This is a genomic window from Streptomyces sp. P9-2B-2, assembly GCF_030406865.1.
Classification (GTDB): domain Bacteria; phylum Actinomycetota; class Actinomycetes; order Streptomycetales; family Streptomycetaceae; genus Streptomyces; species Streptomyces platensis.
The window spans coordinates 6,880,961-6,896,777 of the sequence record NZ_CP129126.1; the positions used below are offsets into that span (position 1 = coordinate 6,880,961).

Consider the following 15,817-nt stretch of genomic DNA (forward strand, 5'->3'; position numbering starts at 1 on the left):
CGCTACGAGGGGAATTCGCCCGGCGGCACCGTGCTCGTGGCAGCGTTGCCGCCGAACACCTTGTTCAGGGTGAAGGTCAGCACCGTGTACTGCGTCCCGCCGGACACCCGCACCGTCCGGAAGTTCGCCTTGTCGTCGAACTTCTCGAAGCTGCATCCGCGGGTGAAGGAGCGCTTCCCGCCGTTCCAGTCCTCGCCGGTGGTGAAGTACACCGTGTACGCACCGCTGTTGACGCTGCGGACGGTCGCCTTGGCGCCCTTGCGGACGTACAGGGAGAACGCCGTGCGGGTGCCGCGGGTCAGCGTCACCACCGCATCGGAGCTGGTGCCGTTGTTGACGGTCAGCCGGCCCAGCCCGCCCCGGCTGCCGTCGCGCACGAAGGTGCCGTTCGCCGGCCGCCGGTGCTGGGCCCGTTCCGTACGCGGCAGCCGCAGCGCGGTGTCATAGCCGAGGGCCTTGAGCGCGCGGGCGGCCTCCTTGACGCTCTGCGGGCCGTGCGCCGTGTCGAGTTCGACGCGGGGTGAGGTGGCGCAGCGGCCGACGCCGCCGCGGGCACTGCGCAGATCCTGTCCCAAGGCGCGCAGGGCGGTGGCGAGTTGGCTGGTGCCCGAGAGGGCGTTGTCCGGTGCGGCGACCGCCTCCAGGGCGTCGGCGGCGGTCTCGGCCTTGCCCGCAGCGGTGTTCAGCGCCTTGTCCAGGGGACCGCCCTCGTGCGCACCGTCGACCGCGCGCAGCGCGCTGTCGAGCGGGCGGAGGGCGTCGGTCAGCGCATGACGGTAGGTGGCGGGGTCGGCGGTCGGCGATGGGGTGGGGGACGGTGCCGAACCGGCCGCCGAGCTGCTTGATCCGCCCGTTGGAGCGTCGCTTCCTCCGCCTGCCGAACAGGCCGTCAGCGGCAGCGCCAGTGCGAGGGCCGCCGCGCCCAGTGCGGTGGCCCGGCCCGTACGGCGGCGTGGGTGGGCCGCTGTCCGGCCCGCTCCCGCCGCCGTCCCGCCCGTCGTGTGCGCAGACGTGTACCTCACCATGAGTCCCCCGATTCCCCCGGTATCCCCCGACATCCGGCAACTGCCGAAAGAGACAGGCTTCTCCCACCACAAGTGGCTGTCAAGTGGGTTGTCAGGTACGGCAGTTGGGCGGGGTTTGGGGGCAGGGCGGGGGCGGGCCGGGGGCGGCGCTGGGATCCGGGGGCGCGCCGGGACGCCTTCCTGCCGGGCGCGGTATCCGCGCAGGCCGGACCGGTCGCGGCGGTGGTCCGGGGCCCGCCCAAAGATCGCGCCGCCGGAAGAGGCGCCTCCGCCTCCACCTCCGCCTCCGGAAGGGAGCTGATCTCTCGCGTGCCGGGCTGCTTCGCGGCGGGCCCGGTGGGGCGGCGAGGCGGCGGGGCCGTCGCAGCGGAGGCGACCGGCGGGGCCGTCGTGGCGGCGGTGACCGCCCGGCCTCCCGGTGGGCCGTTCGATACCCCGCCCCGCGCGCGTTCCGGTCTCCGCCGCCCCTCGGACCTAAAATCGGAACATGCCCGCAGGGGGTTCCCGACCCGCCCGACGCGGGACGGGCCGGTGTCCCGCGGCTGATCCGGAGGGCCCATGACCACCGACGACGAGCGAGGGCGGGGACGGCTCACCGAACCGGCGGCGCCGGACGGGCCACCGCACACCCCGGCCACGCCCGCTCCCGGCGCCCCCGGTCCGCACGCGCCCCTCCCCGACGCCGTGACCTGCCACGCGCTGCGCTACGCGTTCGGCGAGACCAAGGCCGTGGACGGCGTCGACCTCTCCGTCCGCACCGGTGAGGTCTTCGGGCTGCTCGGCCCGAACGGCGCGGGGAAAACCACCGCGATCCGCTGTATCACCACCCTCCTGCCCGTCCCGGCCGGCATGGTGCGGGTCTTCGGGCATGACGCGGCGAAGGAGCGGATGGCGGTGCGCCGGCTGCTGGGGTACGTCCCGCAGCAGCTGTCCGCGGACGCCGGGCTGACCGGCCGGGAGAACGTCGCGCTGTTCGCCCGGGTCTTCGACGTCTCCCGCCGCGAGCGCGCCGCCCGCGTCACCCAGGCGCTGGCGGCGGTCGGCCTCACCGAAGCGGCCGGCCGGCTCGCCAAGACGTACTCCGGCGGCATGATCCGCCGCCTCGAACTCGCCCAGGCCCTGGTCAGCGCGCCCCGGCTGCTGATGCTCGACGAGCCGACGATCGGCCTCGACCCGATCGCCCGTACCAGCGTCTGGGAACACATCAACGCCGTACGGGCCGCCACCGGTATGACCGTCCTGGTGACCACGCACTACATGGACGAGGCCGACCAGTACTGCGACCGTCTCGCCCTGATGCACCAGGGCCGGATCCGTGCCCTCGGCACCCCTGAGGAGCTGCGCTCCGCCCTGCGCGCCCGCCGCCGCGCCGCCCGGACCTCGGCCGCCCGTCAGCCGGCGCCCCACACCCCGTCCGACGCCCCGGACACCGCCACCCCGACGGCCTCGGCAGCCTCACCCTCCACCCCTGCCGCCCCGGCCACCTCCTCCTCTCCGTCGTCGGCCCCCTCGCGCCCGTCCGACACCGCGCCGACCCTGGAGGACGTCTTCCGGGACGTCGCCGGCAGCGGCCTCGACGAGCAGTCAGGAGACTTCCGCGATGTCCGAAGCACCCGCCGCACCGCCAACCGGGTCGGCTGACACCGCCTCCGGCGCCGACCGGCTGGACCTGCTGCTGGTCCCGCCGCGCGCCCGCACCGGCTGGCGGGTGCTGATCGCCCGCGTCGTCGCGATGTGCGTGGTCGAACTGCAAAAGCTGCGCCACGACCGCACCGAGCTCTACACCCGCGCCGTCCAGCCCGCCCTGTGGCTCCTGGTGTTCGGCGAGACCTTCACCCGCCTCAAAGCCATCCCGACCGGTGGCACCCCGTACATCGACTATCTGGCGCCCGGCATCATCGCCCAGTCCGCCATGTTCATCGCGATCTTCTACGGCATCATGATCATCTGGGAGCGGGACGCCGGCATCCTCACCAAGCTGCTGGTCACCCCGACCCCGCGGTCCGCGCTGATCGCCGGCAAGGCCTTCGCCGCCGGGGTGAAGGCGCTCATCCAGGCCGTGGTGGTGATCGTCATCGCCGCCCTGCTCGGTGTGGCCATGACCTGGAACCCCCTCCGGCTGCTCGCCGTTGCCGTCGCCGTGGTCCTCGGCTCGGCCTTCTTCTCCTGTCTGTCCATGACGATCGCCGGGATCGTGCTCACCCGGGACCGGCTGATGGGCATCGGCCAGGCCATCACCATGCCGCTGTTCTTCGCCTCCAACGCCCTCTACCCGGTGGCGATCATGCCCGGCTGGCTCCAGACGGTGAGCCTGATCAACCCCCTGAGCTACCAGGTCGACGCCCTCCGCGGCCTCCTCCTGGGCACCCACGCCCACCTGGCCCTCGACTACGCCGTCCTGGTGGGCGCGGCCGCACTCGGCATCGCCGCCGCCTCGTCGCTCCTGGGGCGGCTGGCCCGGTGAGCCTGGCCCTCCCGCTCCCTACGGTTTCCCTCAGCCGGAGTTGAGCAGTCGGTCCACCGCCTCGACGGTGCGTCCGGCGCCGTCTTCCTGGGCGAGCTTCGCCGCCAGCAGACGGCTGCGTCGCGCGTACTGGGGCCGGTCGACGGCCGTGCGGATCAGTTCGGCGAGGCGGCCGGCGTGCAGGGTGCCGAGCGGGAGGAAACCGGGGCCGGCGCCCATCGCCACGACGCGGCGAGCCCAGAAGGGGGCGTCCCCGAAGGCCGGCAGGCCCACCGCGGGCACTCCTGCGCGCAGGCCCGCGCCGGTTGTGCCGGCACCCATGTGGTGCACCACGGCGGCCATCCGCGGGAACAGCCAGTCGTGCGGCGCGTCGCCGATCGTGAGGACGGCGTCGTCCCTGGCGTCCAGTCCGGCCCAGCCGGTCTGGACGACGCCCCGCACCCGTGCCCGGCGCAGCGCGTCGACGGCCAGCTCGCCGATCCGTTCCGCGTCGCGCGGGTCGCCCACGCTGCCCAGGCCGATGCGTACGGGGGCGGGGCCGTCGTCGAGGAAGTCCAGAAGTTCCTGGGACGGTTGCCAGGCGGGCTGCTCGGGCGGCCACCAGTAGCCGACCACCTCCACCCCGGGACGCCAGTCGGCGGGGCGGCGGACCACGGTCGGGCTGAAGCCGTAGTGGACGGGCCAACGCTCGTCGGTCGTACGGCGGAAGGTCTCCGCGGTGTTCATCGGGGGCACCGCGATTTTCCTGCAGAATTCCGGCGAGCTCGACCAGGGGGTCAGCCCGGTGGCGAACATCAGCTGTCCCAGGGAGCGGTTGGCCCAGGTGCCCAGGGAAGGCACGCCGATCGGTGGTGGGAAGTCCCCGGTGGGGTGCAGCGGCTGAAGTCCCAGTCCCATGCTGGGAATCCCTAATGCCTTCGCCAAGTGGTAGCTGTGAAACATGGTCAGGCCGCTGCACAACAGCAGGTCGGTGTCCTTCTCGGCGGCGGCGATCAAACCGTCACCGAGCGCTTCCAGATGGCGGCGTATGTTCTTCAGCCATACACCTGCGCGGAGTGAATCGCCGATTCCGGCCTTTTTCAGCCGGCCCTGTTCGGCGACGCCCAGGGCGCGGGGGTCGCCCGGCAGCGGACGGAATTCGCAGTTGTTCCGGCGGACTTGTTCGGCGAATGCCTCGTAGGTGGCGAGAGCAACGGGGTGTCCGGCTGCCCTCAGCCGGGTGGCCAGGCCGAGGAAGGGTGAGATGTCGCCCTGGGTGCCGGTGGCAACAATGAGGACTGTCATGGCGGCATCGTAGGGTCTGGTCCGGTGAGCCATGAGCGGTTTCCCGTCGGCGACTCGGACGGTCGGAGAGTCCGCCGCGGCCTGCGGATTTCGGAAGCCGATCGATAACGAAACAAAATCTTGAACGGCTAGCCTTCAGAGAGTTCGGCACCAGCTCCTGACTTCCAAGGATCTTCCGTGTCCACTGTTTCTGCCCGATTAGACTCGCCCGAAGGCAAAAACCCGCCACAGCCCGTGCCGCGACTGAGCCTGCGCGAGAATCTCGTGGGCCTTGCGGAAATGCGGCGCGACCAACTGGCGTTCCTGGTGCGCTCGGTGCGGACTCATGGCGATATCTTCCATATGCGTCTGGGCGGTCTGCCCACGGTGATGGTCAATCACCCTGACTATCTCCAGCACGTCCTGGTCGACAGCCACCAGAACTACGACAAGGACAACTTCCTCTATCGCGCCACCCGGACAGTGCTGCGCGAGGGGCTCATCGCGAACAAGGGCGGCGAGCCATGGCGTCGGCACCGCCGGATCATGCAGCCCTCCTTCAGCCGCTCCAGTGTCGCCGACTTCACCACGAACATCAGCGATCTGACCGGCGACCTGCTGCGCCAGTGGGAAGAGCCGGCCGGCCGGGGCGCGGTGGTCGAGGTGACGACCGAAGTCGCCAATCTCGCGCTGCGGATCGTGCTGCGCGCGCTGTTCGGGGTCGACGCGGACGACCGCGGCCGGCGCTTCGAGCGGGACTTCCTGGAAGTGAACGCCATCGCGGGGGACTTCTTCCGGTTCCCCTTCCCACCGCTGTCCTGGTACTCGCCGTCCCGGAACCGGCTCCGGCAGCTGATCCGGGAGATGGACGGCTTCATCGCGTATCTCATCGATGCGCGCCTGGCCCGGGAGAGCGAGAAGCCCGACCTGTTCACGCTGCTGCTCAATGCGATGGATGAGGAGACCGGCACCGGGCTCACCCATGAGCAATTGGCCAATGAGATCCTGGCCATGATCATTGCCGGATATGAAACCTCCAGCAATTCCATCTCCTGGATCTTCTACCAGCTCGCCGCGTACCCGGATATCCAGCGCCGGGTGCACGATGAGGTGGACGGTGTGCTGGACGGACGCGTACCCACTCTCGACGATCTGCCCCGTCTGACCTACACCCGCATGGTGATCGACGAGACGCTGCGCCTGTTCACCCCGGCGTGGCAGACCATGCGGCACGCCGTCGACGACGATGTCATCGGCGGGTACCGGATTCCCCGGGGAACCGATGTCTATCTGAATCTCTTCACCTTCCACCGGCACCCCGAATTCTGGCCGGACCCGGACCGGTTCGATCCCGAGCGGTTCACCCCGGAAGAAATCGCCCGACGGCCGCGGCACGTCTATCAGCCGTTCGGAAGCGGGCCCCGCCACTGCCTCGGCAAGCATTTCGCGCTGACCGAACTGCACATCATCACGGCCATGCTCGCCCAGACCTTCCACATCACCCGGCCGGAGGGCCAGGCCCCGGTGGGTTTCGCGCCGCTGATCACCTTGCATCCCAAGGGCGGCATCCATCTCCGGCTGCACCGTCGCTGACGCATCACAAAGAGGTCATGAATGCCCCTGACTCCGCGTACCCGTGCCGCGCGCCGGACGCCTTCCCTCAGAGAGATTCCCACGGTCACGGCGCGGGACGGTATCGGCGGAACGCTGGCCTTCAAACGTGACCAGCTCGCCTTTCTCGGCGACGGGCTGGCGCGGCACGGCGACATCTTCCGGTTCCGCCCGCTCGGCCTCCCCATGGTCATGGTCAACCACCCGGACCACATCCGGCACATCCTGGTCGATAAGGGCGAGCAGTACGACAAGGACGCCGCCATTTTCAAGGTGGTCCGTCCGGTCCTGCGCAACGGCCTGATCGCCAATGCCGATATGGCACTGTGGCGCCGCCAGCGCCGCATGATGGCCCCGCATTTCACCCCGCGCACGGTCAGCGCGTTCGCCCGGAACATGACGGACGAGACCGTGCAGATGCTGGAGCGCTGGGAACCCCGTACCGCCGCCGGTGACACCCTCGACATCACCGACGAAATAGGCCAGTTGGCGCTCCGGATCGTGAACCGGTCGCTCTTCAGTGCCGATGTGGGGGCCGCCGCCCAGGCCTTCGAGCGGGCCTTCGGCGAGGCGAACAGTATCCTCGGCGCCTTCTTCCGATTCCCGTTCCCTCCGCTCAGCGTCCCGACGCCCAGCCACCGGCGGCTGCGCCGGGCGATCAACGGTATGGACGCATTCGTCTCCGGCTTCATCAAGAAGCGGCTGAACGACGAGGTCGCCACGGGCGAGGAAACCGATCTGCTGACCCTTCTGCTGCACTCCGTGGACGAGGAGGACGGCAAGGGAATGGACCTGGAGCAACTGCACCACGAGGTCCTGAACATCTGCATCGGCGCCTACGAAACGACCACCAACACCCTCTCGTGGGCGTTCTATCTGCTGGCCCGGCATCCCGAGATCGAGGAGCGGCTGCATGCCGAGGTCGACGAGGTGCTGGGCGGCCGGGTCCCGGCCTTCGAGGATCTGCCGAAGCTGGTGTACACCCGCATGGTCGTCGAAGAGACGCTGCGCATCTATTCCCCGGCGTATCAGTTCATGCGCCGGGCGCGGGAAGAGGACGAGATCGACGGCTATCGGATGCCGGCCGGCGCCAATGTCCTCATCAACAGCTATTTCCTGCACCGGCATCCGGACTTCTGGGAAGACCCCGAACGTTTCGTGCCCGAGCGTTTCACCCCCGAGCAGGTCGCCCAGCGCCCCAAGCACGTCTACATACCGTTCGGCAGCGGCCACCGCATCTGTATCGGCAAGCACTTCGCGCTGACCGAACTCACCCTCGTGCTGGCCACCGTGGCCCGGCACCACCGGCTGGTCATGCCCGAAGGCGCCGCCGAGGTGCACCCGGAGGCCCTGATCACCCTGCACCCCAAGGGCGGAGTGCACTTGCGGCCGGAGCCCCGCGGATGAACCCGACCACCAGGCGCGGTGCGCGGACCGCGGCACCAGCGACGACAGCGGAGACACCCGTGCCGGATATTTTCCACCCCTTTCCCTACCGGATCAGCCCCCATGTCGCGGAGGCCCGTGAGCATCTGACGGACTGGACACGGCGCATAGGGCTGATAGAGCGGGAAGCCGCCAGAAAGCGCTTTGCCAAAGCCGACTTCGGCTGGTTCGCGGCAATGGTGTATCCCACCGCCGACGCCACCCGGCTGAATCTCATGGCCGACTGGTTCGCCTGGCTCTTTCTCGTCGACGACCAGTTGGACGACGGAAGCATCGGGCGCAGCCCCGAACGGGCACGGGACATCGTGGACGGAATGCGGGTGGTACTGGAGAGCCCGGATCACGGGGCGGCGGCTGCGGCCGACCGGGACGGCCCGGTGGCGGTCTCCGCACTCGCCGATCTGTGGCTGCGTACGGCACCGCACGCCACCGCGCATTGGCGCCGCCGGTTCGTCCAGCACCTGGACGACTGCCTCACCGTGGCCGCCACCTGGGAGGCCGGGAACCGGGTCACGGGAACGGTGCCGGACGAGGAGACCTATATCGAAATGCGCCGGCACACCGGTGCGATCTATGTCTGCATGGACTTCATCGACATCGTCGAACGCATCGACATCCCCGATTCCCTCTATACCGGTGCGCAGTTCCAGGCTGCTCTCGACGCCGCGTGCAACGTCGTGTGCTGGACCAACGACGTCTACTCGCTCGCAAAGGAGCGCGCACTGGGCGAGGTCCACAATCTCGTCCATATCGTCGAGCACCACCGAGGACTCGACACCCCCGGGGCGCTGGACCACGTCTGCGCCGCCACCTCGACCGAGACCACGCTGTTCCTAGAAAAGGAGCGGGAACTCCTGGCGGCCCGCCCCGAGCACCACGCGGTGCTCGTCCCCACCCTCGCGGGCATGCGGACCTGGATGCGAGGAAATCTTGACTGGTCCAGGAGCACCAAGCGCTATCGCCCCGTGGAAGGCGACGAGGAAATACGGCCGGAAGAGTACCTGGAGGCGAGTCTCATGAAGGTGGACCAGTGACCACGACAGGGGAGAGACCGGCACTCGCGCAGCCCGGCTCTGCCGGCCCCGGAAATGCCGCCGCCCCCGGGAATTCCGCCCCCGACGCCTGGCACCTCCTCAAAACGGCCCGGGAGCTGACCGAACCCGAACTCCGCAAAGCCGTGGACCGTCTCGCCGAACCGGTCCGCTCGGTGGCCGCCTACCACTTCGGCTGGTCGGACGAGTGCGGCCGGCCGGCGAACGGGGAGGGCGGAAAGGGCGTACGCGCGGCCCTGGTGCTGGCCGCGGCCCAGGCCCTCGGGGCGGTGGCCGAAGAGGCGGTGGCGCCCGCCGCTGCGGTGGAACTCGTCCACAACTTCTCGGTGGTGCACGACGACCTCATGGACGGCGATCTGCTGCGCCGGGGCCGTAGTACGGCGTGGTCGCAGTTCGGCTCCACACAGGCGATTCTGGCGGGTGACGCCCTCCTGGCCGTCGCTGTCGACACCCTCGCCCACCGATGCCCTCAGGGAGGCCCCGAGGCCGTACGGGAACTCTCGGGGTCCCTGCTCGCACTGGTCGCCGGCCAGGGCGCCGATCTCGCCTTCGAGACCCGGGCGGACGTCGGCCTGGCCGAATGCCTGGAGATGGCGGCCGGCAAGACGGCGTCCCTGCTCGCCGCGGCCTGCGCGCTCGGCGCACTCGCGGCGCGTGCCGGGGCCGAACGGGTCGACGCCCTGCGGCAGTTCGGACGGCACCTGGGGCTCGCCTTCCAGCTCGTCGACGACCTGCTGGGCATCTGGGGCGACACCGCCGTTACTGGCAAACCCGTCGGCTCGGACCTCCGCTCGCGGAAGAAGAGCCTGCCCGTCGTCGCGGCCCTGTCCAGCGGCACCCCGGCCGGCGACCGGCTCGCCGCGCTCTACCACCGTACGGAGCCCCTGGACGACGCCGAGCTGCGCACGGCCGCCCGGCTGATCGAGGAGGCCGGCGGCAGGCGCTGGGCCCAGGAGGAGGCCGAGCGACAGCGGACCGCGGCGGTCACCCGGCTGGCCACCGCCGGCGTCACCCCGGACGGCACCCGCGCGCTCACCGCGCTCGCCGACCTGATCACCCGCAGGGACGTCTGATCCCTCGCGGGGGCACGGAGTAGCGGCCGGGCCGCTGGGCACCCGGCCGAGACCGCGCGCAAGGGTGTGAGAGACCCCATCGAGGCGGCGGAGACGGCGTCTGCGTCCGTGGTACGCGCGGCAGCCCCCGTACTGCGTTCGTGGCAGGTCAAGAGTCTGCGGGCGCACGATGACAGCGGTGGAGCCCCGCGCTGACGGCCCTGAGCCCCGCTCCGGGGTTCCCGCCCGGCTGCCGCCCCCGCAAGTCGTTGGTCAGAGCCAGCGGCGCCGTTTGAAGATGAGGTACAAGCTGGTGCAGACGACCGCCATCAGGACGAGGGCGAAGGGGTAGCCGAAGACCCAGTGCAGCTCCGGCATCTCGTCGAAGTTCATGCCGTAGATCGTCCCGACCAGGGTCGGCGCGAAGAGGATCGCCGCCCACGCCGAGATCTTCTTGACCTCCTCGTTCTGCTCGAAACCGGCCTCGGCCAGGGCGCGCATCTCGGCGTTCTGCTGCTGGTTCACCAGGGTCGCGTTGACGGTGAGGATGTCCTGAAGGGCCTGCCGGAAGCCGTCCACCCGCTCCGTGGTGTGCAGGACGTGGTCGGCCACATCGCGCAGATAGCGGCGCAGTTCCTCGTCGATGGCGTACTTCTCGAAGCCCGCGGTCAGGCTCTCCAGCATGCCGTTCAGCGGGCGGGTGGCGCGCTGGAACTCGACCACCTCACGGGAGAGTTCATAGATACGGCGGGAAACCCGGGGGTCGCCGCCGAAGACCTCGGTCTCGATCTCGTCGATATCGGTCTGGACACCGTCGACGACTGGTGCGTAGCCGTCGACGACCGCGTCGAGGATCGCGTAGAGGACGGCTTCGGGGCCGCGCTTGAGGAGTTCGGGGGTGTCCTCCATGCGCCGGCGTACGGCCGAGAGGTCGGGGGCGCCGCCGTGCCGCACGGTGATCACGAAGTCCCGGCCGACGAAGACGTGCAGCTCGCCGAAGTCGACCTCCTCGGGGTCGTCGAGGTAGCGCGCGGCGCGCAGAACGACGAAGAGGGTGCCGCCGTAGCGCTCCAGCTTGGGCCGCTGGTGCGCCTCCAGGGCGTCTTCGATGGCGAGCGGATGGAGGTCGAACTCCGACGCCAGGGTGACCAGTTCGGCGGAGGTGGGGCGGTGCAGGCCGATCCAGGCGAGGGTGCCGGAGGTGGCGCGCTGCTGCCGGAAGGCGTCGGCGAGCGTCTCATGGGTGCTGACCCGGTGTCCGTCGCGATAGAGGGCGGCGGTGATGATGCTGCTGGGGGTTTCGGCCGGCGGTTCCGGCGCGGCGGAGCCGTCCGTGGTCTCGGCGGGCGGCGGTCCCGCGGGCCGCTTCTTCGCGGGTTTGCGCAGGCCGCGCAGTCCACGCGGCCGACGGCCGGGAGGCTCAGAGCTCACGACAGAACGGACCTCCGTCACAAGGGGGATGAACGGGCACACAGAATCTCGACGCAGGATATCTGCCGAGGATGTCAGCACAGGTCAGCGGCCATGGTGCAGGATGGAACCGGACGCGACGCGGCGTGTGTCGCGTCCGCCGGGCTTTGTACGTCTATCCCTAGAATTGTGCGATGCAGATACCGCAGACAGCCAGCGCTCCCCTGGGTGAGGTGATTCGGTGAACGGCCCCGATGCCACCGACGAGCAGTGGGAAGGGCTCGCCGAGGTCGTCCCGCTCCGCAGCAGCAGCGGATGGCCTTCCTGGCCCGACCACCGTGCCCTCCCCGAGGAGGAGCCGGCGGAGCAGCTGCGGCGGTTCATCGTCATCCGCGTCCAGACCTTCGCGGACGCCCGTGAGGTCGCCGAGTACTTGATGGCGCAGATCCCCGTCCTGCTGGACCTCAGCAGCGCCGACGCCGACGTCGCCAAGCGCATCCTGGACTTCTCCAGCGGAGTCGTCTTCGGGCTGGGCAGCGGGATGCACCGCGTCGACACCAATGTCTTCCTGCTGGCGCCCGTTGGTACCGAGGTCGCGGAAACAGCACTCGGGGGCGTCCCCCGTTCGTAGGAAGAGCTGTTGGGCGTAACGGTTCTCCGGTCGGGGTGCTGCATAGCGTCCCGGCATGAATACCGAGACTGTGCGGCCGGCGGTCACCGAATTACGGCTGTCCGCCTTCAAAACCCATCGCGGCGTCACCCTGCCGCTCACCCGGCTGACGCTGCTGAGCGGTGAGAGCGGAAGCGGCAAGTCCAGTGCGCTGCAGGCGTACGAGATCCTCGCCCGGCTCGGCAGTGGTGAGTCGCTGGCCCGGGCCGTGGGGGAGGTGGCGGGCAGCCCGGCGGCGTGTGTGCCGGCCGGGGCGCGCCCCGACGCACAGGGGCGGCGGGGGTTCCGGATCGGCTGCACGGTCGACGGTCCGGCCGGCCCCGTCAGCCTCGATCTCGCCGTCCAGGCCGAGCCCGAACTCCGCATCGTCGGCGAGCGGTTGACCGGGGGCGGCGAGACCTTGCTGACCACCGCGCTCACCGACCCGGACCGCCCCACCGTCCAGGCGGCCTGGCACACCGCGGGGGCGACTCCGGTGACCCGCGCCCCGTTGCCCGACGACCGGCTCGGCACCTCACTCCTGCCGTTGCGTGTCGCGGGCAAGACGGCGGGGCAGCGCCTGGTCCTCGCGGCGGCCGAACAGGTCGTGGTCGCGCTGCGGTCGGCGTTCGTGTGCGACCCGCGGCCGGAGGTCATGCGGGGAGCGGGGACGGGCGGGACGGGGGGAGCCGGGCCGGACGGTGCGTGTGGTGCGGACGGCGCCGGTGGTGCCAGTGGCGCCAGTGGTGCCGGACGTGGCGTCGGGGTACGGCGGAGTGGCCGGGAAGCGGGCTTGCGGGGCGGGGCGGGGAAGCCGGGCGGGGCCGGTGGGGCTGCCGGGGCCTGGGGGCCGCGGAAGCGTACGGGCAGTGGTGGTGAGGCGGGCGGCTGGGCCCGCGATACGGAGGGCACGCGGGCCGAGGGGCGGCTGCGGTCGTCCTGCGACAACCTGCCCGCGGTGCTGGAGCGGACCAGCCAGGAGTGTGCGCGACGGCATGCGGTGCTGGTCGCGGCGGTACGGGAGGCTTGCGCCGGTCCCGTCGAGGGGCTGCGTGCGGTGCCGTGGCAGGCGGGCGGTACGGGGGAGTCGCCCGCCGACGCCGCTGCGCCGGCCGGGCCGGTGGGCACCGCGGGGCCGCGGGCCGGGGTGGCGGGCGTGCGGGCGGTCCTCGACCGGGGGGAGCTGGGTGAGCTGCCCGTCGAGCAGCTCGGCGACGGTGAGCTGCGGTTTCTCGCGCTGGCGCTGGTGCTGCTCACCGGGCCGGAGGTGCTGGCCATGGATCCGGTCGGGGAGGTGCCGTCCGCCCATCAGCAGATGACGGTGATGGCGGACGGGATGGACCGCTGTATGGACGCCAGGCAGGCGCGCGAGCTGGTGTCGCTGGCCCTGCGGATGACCGACCGCGGGCATGTGCGGCTGCTGGGGACGGTGCGGGATCCCTCGGTCGCCGAGGGGCTGCCCGGCGTACAGGTGCTACACCTAGGGGTATGAGCGAGGATCTTCATGCGTTGCAGCGACGGCTGGCCGAATTCGCGGCCGCGCGGGATTGGCAGCAGTACCACACGCCCAAGAACCTGGCCGCGGCGCTGAGCGTCGAGGCCGCGGAACTCGTCGAGATCTTCCAGTGGTTGACGCCGGAGGAGTCGGCGAAGGTGATGACGAACCCGGGGAAGGCCGGCCGGGTCGAGGACGAGGTCGCGGACGTGCTGGCGTATCTGCTCCAGTTCTGCGAGGCGCTGGGGATCGACGCCCTGGCGGCGCTCGCCGCGAAGATCGAGCGCAATGAGTCGCGCTTCCCGGCGGTCCGCTCGGCGCGCCCGGACCGGCCGCGGGAGGGCGAGGAGTAGGGCGGGGACGGAGCTAAGGGCGCGGGGGAGCGAAGAACGCGGGGGTGCAGGGGCGGGGCCGGCGGGGTGTGAACGCCGGCCCCGCCCCTGGTGTGTTGTCCGTGGTGCCGTGTGCTGTTCGCCCGGTGGTCCGGTCCGTGTTCGCTTCGGCGGTTTCGCGTGACTTGTGCCGGTGGTGTGAGGGGTGGGGGTGCTGGGGCGGAAGGGGAGGGAGCGGGGGTACGACAGCCGCTTGTCACTCTCCGGAGTCATGGATCTTTCCACATCGCCTCGCTTGTCCACAGATCTGCGAATTCCCCTGGCTTTTTTGGGTGTTCGCATTCACTCTGGGTAGTGGAAAGAGTGCAGGGTGCATGCGAATGAAGAGGAGAGGAGGGGAGCGGATGGACGCGGTGCGGATCATCGCGGCCAGTCGACGCGGGCTGGCAGAGGCGAACACGGTTCAGGGAGTGATCGTCGAGGCATGGCAGGCGCAGGCCTTGGCGGAGGCGGTCGGCAGCCATCTCGCGATATTCGGGCCGTATGAAGTGCGGTCCAGGGCCCGGGGATTGGGCGACGCAGGCGGGCGGTTCAGCGGGGGACTGCTGTGCCCGGCGTCGGTCACCGGCGGTGGGCTGCGGGCGGCTCAGCTGTCCGAGGTGCGTGATGCCAAGGCGGCTTTAACCGGCCTGTGCCTCCTGCTGCGAGAGGTGTGCGAAGCGCTGGTGGCGGTGGTGCTGCTGGCGGACGAGGACGGGATGTACTGGACCTGCGTCGAGGCGATGGACACGGTCGATGAATCGAGAGACCGCGTCGCCGGAATACTGGAGAAATTGGAGGTGCGCGACCGGAACCCCGCCTGAGCACCACACCACCGCACGACCGTGCCAACCCTGCGCTCGCCCCGTCGCATGTCTCGCGCCATTCATGGTCAGGCCCCGCCCACCGCCGGCCGTGTCCATCCCCATGCCACCCGTACCCAGTCCGCCCCGCTGCGCCGAAGCGCTCTCCGACGGTTGGGGGGTCGTGCGGCGTGCAGGATGGAGGTATGGACCTACGAATCTTCACCGAGCCGCAGCAGGGTGCCTCCTACGAGACTCTGCTGAAGGTCGCCAAAGCTACTGAGGATCTTGGTTTCGACGCGTTCTTCCGCTCGGACCACTATCTCCGGATGGGCAATGCCGACGGGCTGCCCGGCCCGACCGATGCCTGGATCACGCTGGCCGGCCTCGCTCGTGAGACCCGGCGCATCCGTCTCGGCACGCTCATGACGGCCGGCACCTTCCGGCTGCCGGGTGCGCTCGCCATCCAGGTCGCCCAGGTCGACCAGATGTCGGGCGGCCGGGTCGAACTCGGCCTCGGGGCGGGCTGGTTCGAGGAGGAGCACAAGGCGTACGGCATTCCGTTCCCCAAGGAGAAGTTCGGACGGCTGGAAGAGCAGCTGGCGATCATCACCGGCCTGTGGGGCACCGCAACAGGAGAGGAGTTCAGCTACGACGGGACCTACTACCAGCTGGAGAATTCGCCCGCGCTGCCCAAGCCCGCCCAGGGCAAGGTGCCGGTGCTGGTCGGCGGCCACGGTGCGACGCGTACACCGCGGCTGGCGGCGCAGTACGCCGATGAGTTCAATATCCCCTTCGCCTCGCTCGAAGACAGCGCGCGCCAGTTCGGACGGGTGCGGGCGGCCGCCGAGGCCGCCGGGCGGAAGGGCGAGGAGCTGGTGTACTCCAACGCCCTCGTGGCCTGCGTCGGGAGGGACGACGCCGAGGTGGCGCGACGGGCCGCGGCCATCGGGCGCGAGGTGGACGAACTGAAGGCCAACGGCCTGGCGGGCTCGCCCGCCGAGGTCGTCGACAAGATCGGCCGTTATGCCGCGATCGGCGCGTCCCGGGTCTACCTGCAGATGCTGGACCTGGACGATCTGGACCACCTGGAGCTGATCTCGACGCAGGTGCAGTCGCAGCTGAACTGACGCCGGGCGGGGCGGCGCTGTCGTGGAAAACCGGTGGGGCCGGGGC

Annotated in this window: 14 protein-coding genes; 11 read left to right on the forward strand and 3 right to left on the reverse strand. The window is 70.4% G+C overall.

Features of this window, described 5'->3' with window-relative positions; all coding sequences use genetic code 11:
* Positions 1-2: 2 nt before the first annotated feature.
* Positions 3-1,025, reverse strand: coding sequence for a hypothetical protein (locus tag QT196_RS30285; RefSeq protein ID WP_290356051.1), 1,023 nt, complete (start codon positions 1,023-1,025; stop codon positions 3-5).
* 558 nt (positions 1,026-1,583) lie between these two features.
* Here QT196_RS30285 and QT196_RS30290 point away from each other — a divergent pair.
* Complete coding sequence (locus QT196_RS30290; protein ID WP_266731590.1) at positions 1,584-2,666, forward strand: ATP-binding cassette domain-containing protein; 1,083 nt, start codon at positions 1,584-1,586, stop codon at positions 2,664-2,666.
* Positions 2,626-3,489 carry an ABC transporter permease gene (locus QT196_RS30295; RefSeq protein ID WP_290356052.1) on the forward strand — a complete coding sequence of 288 codons (864 nt, stop codon included), beginning with the start codon at positions 2,626-2,628 and terminating at the stop codon, positions 3,487-3,489. Before QT196_RS30290 ends, QT196_RS30295 begins: the two co-directional genes overlap by 41 nt.
* Positions 3,490-3,519: 30 nt before the next feature.
* Here QT196_RS30295 and QT196_RS30300 read toward each other — a convergent pair whose 3' ends face one another.
* Positions 3,520-4,773, reverse strand: coding sequence for a glycosyltransferase (locus tag QT196_RS30300; RefSeq protein WP_290356053.1), 1,254 nt, complete (start codon positions 4,771-4,773; stop codon positions 3,520-3,522).
* 234 nt (positions 4,774-5,007) lie between these two features.
* Here QT196_RS30300 and QT196_RS30305 point away from each other — a divergent pair, with 234 nt between their 5' ends.
* The 4 genes from QT196_RS30305 to QT196_RS30320 are packed head-to-tail and all read left to right on the forward strand — an operon-like array spanning position 5,008 to position 9,934.
* Entirely contained in the window at positions 5,008-6,345 is a 1,338-nt protein-coding gene (locus tag QT196_RS30305; RefSeq protein WP_290356054.1) for a cytochrome P450, read from the forward strand.
* 21 nt (positions 6,346-6,366) lie between these two features.
* The gene (locus QT196_RS30310; protein ID WP_290356055.1) at positions 6,367-7,770 is read left to right on the forward strand and encodes a cytochrome P450; all 1,404 of its coding nucleotides are present in this window, start codon (positions 6,367-6,369) and stop codon (positions 7,768-7,770) included.
* A gap of 59 nt (positions 7,771-7,829) precedes the next feature.
* Positions 7,830-8,843, forward strand: coding sequence for a terpene cyclase (locus tag QT196_RS30315; protein WP_168481804.1), 1,014 nt, complete (start codon positions 7,830-7,832; stop codon positions 8,841-8,843).
* Positions 8,840-9,934: a polyprenyl synthetase family protein gene (locus QT196_RS30320; RefSeq protein ID WP_290356056.1), complete on the forward strand. Its 1,095-nt coding sequence runs from the start codon at positions 8,840-8,842 to the stop codon at positions 9,932-9,934. The genes QT196_RS30315 and QT196_RS30320 overlap by 4 nt, the downstream gene beginning before the upstream one ends.
* Before the next feature lie 252 nt (positions 9,935-10,186).
* On the opposite strand, the gene QT196_RS30325 is transcribed toward QT196_RS30320, so the two are convergent.
* Positions 10,187-11,344, reverse strand: coding sequence for a magnesium and cobalt transport protein CorA (locus QT196_RS30325; RefSeq protein WP_211117449.1), 1,158 nt, complete (start codon positions 11,342-11,344; stop codon positions 10,187-10,189).
* Between the two features lie 220 nt (positions 11,345-11,564).
* On the opposite strand from QT196_RS30325, the gene QT196_RS30330 reads away from it, so the two are divergent.
* The 5 genes from QT196_RS30330 to QT196_RS30350 all read left to right on the forward strand — a co-directional run bounded on the left by QT196_RS30330 (position 11,565) and on the right by QT196_RS30350 (position 15,771).
* On the forward strand, positions 11,565-11,954 hold the full coding sequence (locus QT196_RS30330; protein WP_168481806.1) for a cell division protein SepF: 390 nt from the start codon (positions 11,565-11,567) through the stop codon (positions 11,952-11,954).
* A gap of 55 nt (positions 11,955-12,009) precedes the next feature.
* Entirely contained in the window at positions 12,010-13,464 is a 1,455-nt protein-coding gene (locus QT196_RS30335) for a biotin transporter BioY (protein WP_290356057.1), read from the forward strand.
* On the forward strand, positions 13,461-13,820 hold the full coding sequence (locus QT196_RS30340; RefSeq protein ID WP_168481807.1) for a nucleotide pyrophosphohydrolase: 360 nt from the start codon (positions 13,461-13,463) through the stop codon (positions 13,818-13,820). The genes QT196_RS30335 and QT196_RS30340 overlap by 4 nt, the downstream gene beginning before the upstream one ends.
* 383 nt (positions 13,821-14,203) lie before the next feature.
* Entirely contained in the window at positions 14,204-14,662 is a 459-nt protein-coding gene (locus tag QT196_RS30345; RefSeq protein WP_168481808.1) for a DUF6099 family protein, read from the forward strand.
* Positions 14,663-14,847: 185 nt separating this feature from the next.
* Positions 14,848-15,771 carry an LLM class F420-dependent oxidoreductase gene (locus tag QT196_RS30350; protein ID WP_168481809.1) on the forward strand — a complete coding sequence of 308 codons (924 nt, stop codon included), beginning with the start codon at positions 14,848-14,850 and terminating at the stop codon, positions 15,769-15,771.
* The last annotated feature ends 46 nt before the right edge of the window (positions 15,772-15,817 follow it).

Bases quoted from the DNA above. Each gene is read 5' to 3' on its own strand.
- QT196_RS30285 (WP_290356051.1), bottom strand. From the start codon at position 1,025: ATGGTGAGGTACACGTCTGCGCACACGACGGGCGGGACGGCGGCGGGA.
- QT196_RS30290 (WP_266731590.1), top strand. From the start codon at position 1,584: ATGACCACCGACGACGAGCGAGGGCGGGGACGGCTCACCGAACCGGCG.
- QT196_RS30295 (WP_290356052.1), top strand. From the start codon at position 2,626: ATGTCCGAAGCACCCGCCGCACCGCCAACCGGGTCGGCTGACACCGCC.
- QT196_RS30300 (WP_290356053.1), bottom strand. From the start codon at position 4,773: ATGACAGTCCTCATTGTTGCCACCGGCACCCAGGGCGACATCTCACCC.
- QT196_RS30310 (WP_290356055.1), top strand. From the start codon at position 6,367: ATGCCCCTGACTCCGCGTACCCGTGCCGCGCGCCGGACGCCTTCCCTC.
- QT196_RS30335 (WP_290356057.1), top strand. From the start codon at position 12,010: ATGAATACCGAGACTGTGCGGCCGGCGGTCACCGAATTACGGCTGTCC.
- QT196_RS30340 (WP_168481807.1), top strand. From the start codon at position 13,461: ATGAGCGAGGATCTTCATGCGTTGCAGCGACGGCTGGCCGAATTCGCG.
- QT196_RS30345 (WP_168481808.1), top strand. From the start codon at position 14,204: ATGGACGCGGTGCGGATCATCGCGGCCAGTCGACGCGGGCTGGCAGAG.
- QT196_RS30350 (WP_168481809.1), top strand. From the start codon at position 14,848: ATGGACCTACGAATCTTCACCGAGCCGCAGCAGGGTGCCTCCTACGAG.